Below are 6,472 nucleotides of genomic sequence, written 5' to 3' on the forward strand. Positions count from 1 at the left end.
TTAATAGGATATCTGACAGCACGCCACTTCTCAGGAGGAAAACGATTTATGAAGGCTGGTCATTAGCTCCTGACAGGCTGAGAGAAAAGCGCTTAAAGAGCAAAAAAGATCACCCTCGCCTTCCGTGAGGTGTGATCTCCTTTTCGTCTGCTTAAGCGTACAGCGTTATCCGCTTCATTTTGTCAGCACAACCGGGCCCGAGCGGGTAACCGCAACGGTATGCTTTACATGCGCTGTCGCAAGTCCTGGCTCGACACTAGCAGTGTCACCCGCCAGCGTACCTAATCCCACAATTAAATCAATCGTCAAAATCATGCCTTCTGCCAATAGCTCCTCTGGCTGCTCCACCGGGCGCATCTCTCCCTGCTGCAGCTGCTGAAGAATGCCGTGCACCGCGATATCCGGCATGCTGTTCATGACCAGGCAGCCCGACTTGGCCGCTGAAGTATGGATAGCCACGATGATATCTCCGGCGCTTCTGCCTACTCTCGCCTCGGCAATGCCGCGATTCAGCGTGTGCTGCGCCGTGCGCAGCAGCTTGCGAGAAAGCGGGGTCGGCTCACCTATCGCATACGTCCAGGCGAATTCAGCTGTGCCGCCATCCACCCCGGCAATCATCTCGATTTTGACCATATCACCGCTGGATAGAGGAGCCGTGCCGGGAAACCCGCCGCGCAGCATCCCGTTTACCGAGGCATAAATGGCGAACGGATAACCTTTTCGCCCCTTGTAGGCCGGAAACGCCCCTCTTTCCAGCATGAATCGCTCCGTAAAACGCTCGATCTCAAGCGTCGTCACCCCGCAGGTAATCCGCTTTGACAGCTCCTTATGGCATGCAGCTATAATGCTCCCTGCATGCTGTACATACTGCTCTTCCGTGCCAAGCGCAAGCTTCGTCAGCATATCCAAACCTCCCTCCTCTATTCACCATATTCGAGGAGCAAAGCGGACATTCTCACGAATGTGAACAATTCGTGTAATGCTTTGTTTTCTCTCTTTCCCTTCAAACAAAAGGGCCCTATTCCCCTTGAAGGGAATAGAGCCCGTATAACCATGCGATTAGCCGACTGAGGAGTTGAGCTTGCCCATTTCATCTTCCACCAGCAATGTTAATTCTTCCTCGTAGCCGCCGGTAATCCGGTACTTTCGAATGTAATCCCTAACAAATTTGCGTGAATCCTTGGGTTGGAAAATTCTCGTTAGTTCTTTCAGGCTTTCCTTGACTTCATTCTGGCTGTGCTTCGCCATGAAATCTCCTCCCTTAACGTTGGATGGTCGTCCTAAACAACAAATTCCGAGAACACATTCGGCTAAAACACCGCCGGACTCCCATCGGTCAAGCGTCACCATGGTTTGATGATTCAAAATGTTTGAACTTTTCTTACTATTATAACATTTATGCTACACTTGGGAAAGCATGCATTTGACCGGCTCGTCCACCAAGCGTATAATTTATGCAAAATCCGCACTAGTCAGGCGTCCTGTCCAGGGGTGAATCACGCCCCTCCTCACCAGCGGAAGCCTCGTCAGCACTAGCATGGCGCTCTATGGATGAACGGACAGAAGCTGCGCTCCGGTCTTTATGAAACATTCGTAAATAGGCGACAACCCCGAAAATAGCGACCGCAATACCGAACGCCAGCACCAGCGCAGTGACCCAGCCTTGAACCATTATCCCAGCTCCTCTCTGACAAGGTGAAACGGCTGTCGCTTGCCTTTGGCAGCGCGGCGCGTTTCATTCCGAGAAATATAAGCCCATTATTAGGGGGAGCTTATACCTTCTTATATTTTTTAATATCGGCAAAAATCCACTTTCTTTCAAGCTACAGATATTTCCAAATATAGGTTACATTATAGCGAAAATCCAGCCCGTCTTCAACTGTCCTAAGAACGAAAAAGACTAGCTGCATAATCATGTAAGCCCTTTCATTTATTTCCCAAAAAAACCTCCGCTTCCACAATTCCATTGGAACGAAGGCTCTATCTCAAGCTTCAAATAGGTCTGGTCAGCAGGGCAAGCCTGTCTGCCGCAGCTATGCAAAATCCGGCATAATTTCCTGAATGCAATCCGGCGACTCGTATGCTTCGTTCCCTACCGCATTCGTTACCGGATAAGCTCTTAGCTGATAGGATTCCAGCGGGTCGAGATGCTTGCGCAATGAACGGAAATCATGAATGCGCGGATTGAGCCAATCTTCCAGCCCTTCCTCGTCAAGCACGATAGGCACGCGCGGCTGCCAGCCGGATAACGCCCCTGAAGAACTGGCCGTGATCATCGTAAAAGCGCGCACTTCCTGCCCCTGATAATTTTTCCAAGCATCAAAGAACCCTGCCACACCAAACAATCGCTGGCTCGGCACAACAATATGCATCGCCCGCGGCTCTCGCTCCTGCCCATACTGCTGCCAGCCAAAGAAGCCGCTGCATGGTACAACACAGCGCTGCCTGCGCAGCATCCGCTCGAAAAATGGCTTTTCAGACAACCGCTCGCAATCCGCATTTACTGAATCCTTCGCCCAGAACGGAAACAAGCCCCATCTGGCATCCTGAAGCGTCCGCTCACCTAAACGGTCATTCATTACAATTGACACCGACTGGGTCGGCGCTATATTAAACCTAGTCACATCACAATCAATTACATTCCCAACCTGGAACGACCGAATCAAATCATCGACATTTGCCCTAACCGAATAACGCTCAATCATTTGTATATCCCCCTCGAAGCTGCGCGGGCAAGCATTCCGCTGTGCTCAAAATATCGTCTTGCCCATTATTTGCATATGAGGAGGTTTTTTATTCACTTCTTGGCTTAATTTGTCGTAAAACGCTTGCGGAATTTAAGCGGCGGCATCCCGGTGTGGGAGGCAAACAGCCGCGAGAAATGCGGCGTTTGACGGAAGCCCGTTTCCTCCGCGATGCGGGCAATCGTCCAGTCTGTCTTAATAAGGAGCAGCTTCGCTTGATCCAGCCTGTAATAGAGCAAATATTGCTGCGGCGTACAACCGAACACCTCGGTCATACAGCGCGTAATATAATTGGTGTGCAGTTGCAGCACTTCGCTAAGCATGCCATTGCTGATTGGGCTGCGGTAATTCATTTTCAAATAGGCCGCGGCACGTTCTGCCACCGATACGCCTGCTCTTGCGGCATCCGAACGCCAGCCTTCATCCAGCATTTGCAATAAATGCAGAAAACGCTGCTGCCGCTCCCAGAACGCGCCATGCGACGAGCTTTGCGCTGCATCATGCAGCTGTGCGAAGATGAGCTTCGCTTCGTCCGGGTAAGACAGGTGAATTTTTTTCGGCAGCCGAATGGCATACGTATAATAGTCTCCCCTCAAGGAGCCCGATTGACTCCCCTCAGTTTCTTCCCATGCACCCACCGTTTGAAAATGGATCCAGTCGAACACGGTCGTCTCCTGGCACGGCTGATACGAATAATGATAGCTGTCCGGCCGTAAAATAAGCACATCCCCTGGGCCAAGCAGCCATTTATTGTCCCCTTCCGCAAGATGCAGAGCGCCTTCATGCACAAACAGCATATCGAATACGCCAATATTAGTCCGGTTCGGATGTTCCTCACCCGCTTGATACGTACGACGGTTTGATTCTATAAAAAAGGGCAGCGGCGGCGAACGAAACGTTAGCAGCAGTTCCTCTGACACGACAATCTCTCCTTGTGCAACTATGTAAGTTAGTATTTATGTATTGCCCCATGTTACATAACTAACAATCGTTTGTCTACCTTTGCCTCCGGATGCGTCTTCCTAATAGTGAGCATAAAAAAGGAGCATCAATCGATGAACCATCGAACGATGCTCTAGCCTACATAGTAAGACTTGCTGACTTTTGCAGCACAGCCTCAGCCGCTGCTTCTGACGTCTTGCTGAAGCATTCGCTGCGCAACGGGCAGCTTCGGCACTCCGCCGCATTGTTGCTCTTGCGCAGCCGCTCGGCTTCGGGCAGCATAGTCTGCACGAGCCTCATATAATCCAAGGACTGCGGTATATCAGCTTCGCTTGGATAATAGGAAATCCGCTGACCGCTCATCACCGACAAAACATCGATCCGGCTCGGCAGCTTGCCGAAGGCGCTGTTACAAAATACGGCGGTCATATGCTGGAACGTAACGATGACATCCTCATCCTCGTCCACGACAAACTTTTGCACAATATAATCGGTATTCGTCCCATACGGATCTTCGGCGACAATTTGAAAGATTTGCGTGAGCTCCATATCGAGCGGCTCAACAAAGGTGCGATGCTGCTCAAATTGGATAATCGGCGCCGCCTCTTGCTCCTCCAATAAAAAAGCCGTCAAATGTGCAACCGCTTGCAGCTTCGAATCCCAATAATGCTCCGCATTATCGAATTTAGCTACTCGCGGCGTCCACCAGCGCTCCGCCAGCCGCTTCACTACATCAGCTGTACGGGCATGGGGCGGCAGCTCATAAAAATCATTCACAATATGGCTGACGGCGAATTGCATAAGCTGGCGCCCATTCACTTCGCCTGCCCGCTTCTTCGCCGTCTGCCGTTTAATGAACCGATAGGGGCAGCGCAGCAGCTCTTCCAACTTGTAATCCTCAATCAGCTTTACTGCTGCGGATTGCTCCATAATCGGCCACCTCATCTTTCTTGCAGGTCACTTAGAAATAAAGCAGCAACAGCCGCCCTGCTTATTAGCCCGCTACAGTTACAAGGCCAGCTACTTGCTTGCCTAGGTTTTTGCATTGTTCTTTCTCATCATCGGAAGGGTTGTATTCAACCTTCAGGCTTTCGGAGACAATTTCTGCCCCTAGCTCGCGCAGCTTAGCTTCGATGGTATCAACCGCGCCGCAAAATACAGGATAGGAGGAGTCCCCTGAACCGAATACGGCTGCTTTGCGGCCGCTGAGGTCAAGTCCTTCAAGCTCCTCGTAGAAATCAAGAATTTCATCTGGAAGCTCGCCGTCTCCCCAAGTATACGCGCCGATAATGATGCCATCGTACTCCAGCAAATCAGCTGCATTTGCATCGAAAGCTTCCTTCGATACAACTTCAACGCCCGCTTCCTGTGCTCCAGCAACAATCGCCTCAGCCATTTCCTCTGTATTACCCGTCATGCTCGCGTATACCACAATTACCTTTGACACCTATACATTCCTCCCAAGTGTAAATAGCCGTCGCCATTTTGGACAATCGGCTGCTTTGTTTCCCATCAGCTGGGGGAGAGCAGCCTCTCCTCCGCGCGCCGATGGCTGATTTTATATGAACTAGGCATCCATCATTTGAATACCTTGAAACAACGTGGCCATATACAAGCTGTCGCCCTGCAGATCCACATCCGTCACCGGAATACCCAGCTTCACAGACAGCAGCGTTACTTGATTGCGGATATAAGCGAGCTGGAACAAGCCTTTATCCGTACATACATAAATATCTTTCCCCTTCGCAACAATGGAGAAAATAAACTGCTTGCTGAAGCGGATGCGGTCAAACCGTCCCTTCTTGTCGCCGATCATCAGCTCGCCGCGATCGCTGACGCCAATGAGATGTCCTCGGTATACAGCAAGGCTTGTAACCGCACGGTCCAGCTCAAACTCGGCCCACTCATCCATAAAACGGTCGTACAGCGCGACTCCGCTTTCATGACCAACGACGAGATATTGCGGCAGGTTCATGAAATCATAGACCCGCTTGTCGGAGCAGGCTGACTTTTCCCAGCAGCTTCCGGAATTTGACCACAGTCCATAATCCGTTGCCGCATAGCCTGTGCCGCCAAGCATCCGGTATTGATAGCAAGGAATGGCGAGACCATCATTGACCCATTGCCCATTTGTATATTGATAAAGTCCTTCACTCGTGCAGGCATGAAGCACGCTGCTTTGCAGCTGCAGTCGATTAACCATTGCCGATTGCGGCATCCCTGCACTAAGCTTCAACCATTGCTCTTCGCCATTAATCTGATAGACGCCATAACCAACCGATGCCACGTACAGCGCATCCTCGCCCGCCTTCACTGATGAGAACGGGAACAGCTGCCAATTCCACGGCTTGCCCGTTTCGGCTGGCGCATCATTCATTTGATGCTCCTTGCGATTAAACTCTGCCACGATTAAACCAGCTCCATCAATATATACTATCGTATATTATTTTGCATCATTGTATAGGTGGACAAACTGATAATGATTATCACTTTCGTAGTATATGATAACTATTCTCATACCTAATGTCAATCATTATCTATCGAAATTGGAAAATGTGCCTAGCCGTGGGTAGCATTCGCCCGTTGTTCATTCTTTTGCCATACTACCTGACCCTCGCCCTGTAATTCCATGGTTATGCATTGCCTGCGATAGTGCTATAATGAGCAACAACAAGCAAGGTGAAACGGCTGTCGCCGTCCTTTGGCGGCGCAGCGCGTTTCAGTCCGAGAAATATAGAGAAAGGATAGAACCATCACATTCTTTCCTATATTTCAAGGTGAAACGG

The 6,472-nt window shown here is 50.4% G+C and carries 8 protein-coding genes; all 8 read right to left on the reverse strand.

The features are described 5' to 3' along the window. Positions 1-174 precede the first annotated feature (174 nt). On the reverse strand, positions 175-903 hold the full coding sequence (locus AC50YG_RS30905) for a M24 family metallopeptidase (protein WP_494832582.1): 729 nt from the start codon (positions 901-903) through the stop codon (positions 175-177). Between the two features lie 156 nt (positions 904-1,059). Beyond that, positions 1,060-1,248, reverse strand: a complete 189-nt coding sequence (locus AC50YG_RS30910; protein WP_046229494.1) for a hypothetical protein — start codon at positions 1,246-1,248, stop codon at positions 1,060-1,062. A 220-nt stretch (positions 1,249-1,468) separates the two neighbouring features. After that, positions 1,469-1,672, reverse strand: coding sequence for a hypothetical protein (locus tag AC50YG_RS30915; protein ID WP_494832583.1), 204 nt, complete (start codon positions 1,670-1,672; stop codon positions 1,469-1,471). 361 nt (positions 1,673-2,033) lie between these two features. Then, a complete protein-coding gene (locus tag AC50YG_RS30920; RefSeq protein WP_494832584.1) occupies positions 2,034-2,705 on the reverse strand; it encodes an SOS response-associated peptidase in 672 nt (223 codons plus the stop codon). A gap of 104 nt (positions 2,706-2,809) precedes the next feature. Then, entirely contained in the window at positions 2,810-3,664 is an 855-nt protein-coding gene (locus AC50YG_RS30925; protein ID WP_341280719.1) for a helix-turn-helix transcriptional regulator, read from the reverse strand. A gap of 160 nt (positions 3,665-3,824) precedes the next feature. After that, positions 3,825-4,616 carry a hypothetical protein gene (locus tag AC50YG_RS30930; protein ID WP_494832586.1) on the reverse strand — a complete coding sequence of 264 codons (792 nt, stop codon included), beginning with the start codon at positions 4,614-4,616 and terminating at the stop codon, positions 3,825-3,827. 64 nt (positions 4,617-4,680) lie between these two features. Further along, entirely contained in the window at positions 4,681-5,133 is a 453-nt protein-coding gene (locus AC50YG_RS30935) for a flavodoxin (protein WP_056031783.1), read from the reverse strand. Between the two features lie 120 nt (positions 5,134-5,253). Beyond that, the gene (locus tag AC50YG_RS30940; protein WP_494832588.1) at positions 5,254-6,093 is read right to left on the reverse strand and encodes a hypothetical protein; all 840 of its coding nucleotides are present in this window, start codon (positions 6,091-6,093) and stop codon (positions 5,254-5,256) included. Between the last annotated feature and the right edge of the window lie 379 nt (positions 6,094-6,472).

Source organism: Paenibacillus sp. J31R34 (assembly GCF_059383715.1).